This is a genomic window from Paraburkholderia sp. JHI2823, from assembly GCF_038900695.1.
Classification (GTDB): Bacteria; Pseudomonadota; Gammaproteobacteria; order Burkholderiales; family Burkholderiaceae; genus Paraburkholderia; species Paraburkholderia mimosarum.
In genome coordinates, this window is sequence record NZ_JAYMRY010000162.1 from 1 (window position 1) to 797 (window position 797).

A 797-nucleotide genomic window follows, 5' to 3' on the forward strand; every position below is an offset into this window, starting at 1 on the left:
TCTGGTCGTACGCCTTCGCCTCGCCGCCGAACTTGGCGGTCAGAACCGTCGTGATCGCTGCCGTCAGCGTGGTCTTGCCGTGGTCAACGTGACCGATCGTGCCCACGTTCACGTGCGGCTTGGTCCGCTCAAACTTACCCTTGGCCATTTTCGACTCCTAAGAGGATTTTTCCGTACGTTGCGCGGGGCGCGCAAACAATCACTGGCTGCTGCTGCCTGCTCGACGCGAGGCTTCTGAGGCCCGCTAGATACCGGCTGGTGCCCATGGGCAGGATCGAACTGCCGACCTCTCCCTTACCAAGGGAGTGCTCTACCACTGAGCCACATGGGCATTTACTTAATTTCGCTGGAGCGGGTGAAGGGAATCGAACCCTCGTCGTAAGCTTGGAAGGCTTCTGCTCTACCATTGAGCTACACCCGCAAGGATCTGCCGATTCCCGACACTGATTCCCAACACTAGCTACAGCTGAATTCTGGTGGAGGAGGTTGGATTCGAACCAACGTAGGCGTAAGCCAACAGATTTACAGTCTGCCCCCTTTAGCCACTCGGGCACCCCTCCGCAGAGAACTGATGATTATGGGGGAACATCCGATAAGTGTCAAGCACTTTGTTCGGCGCCGAACCCACAACGCTCTCACTTATAGGGAGAGCGGAAAAGCAAAAACCCCGGCTTTTTAGGGCCGGGGTCTTGCTTGTAGAGGAGCCTGACGATTACCTACTTTCACACGGGCAATCCGCACTATCATCGGCGTGGAGTCGTTTCACGGTCCTGTTCGGGATGGGAAGGGGTGGGACC

The 797-nt window shown here is 57.0% G+C and carries 1 protein-coding gene and 3 tRNA genes; all 4 read right to left on the bottom strand.

What is annotated here, in order from left to right:
• A partial coding sequence (locus tag VSR34_RS38090; protein WP_238272018.1) for a GTP-binding protein occupies window positions 1-148 on the bottom strand: 148 nt, incomplete at its 3' end.
• Between the two features lie 108 nt (window positions 149-256).
• A tRNA-Thr gene (locus VSR34_RS38095) sits at window positions 257-331 on the bottom strand.
• A gap of 16 nt (window positions 332-347) precedes the next feature.
• Window positions 348-421 (bottom strand) — tRNA-Gly (locus VSR34_RS38100).
• A gap of 53 nt (window positions 422-474) precedes the next feature.
• Window positions 475-560: transfer RNA gene (locus VSR34_RS38105), tRNA-Tyr, on the bottom strand.
• Between the last annotated feature and the right edge of the window lie 237 nt (window positions 561-797).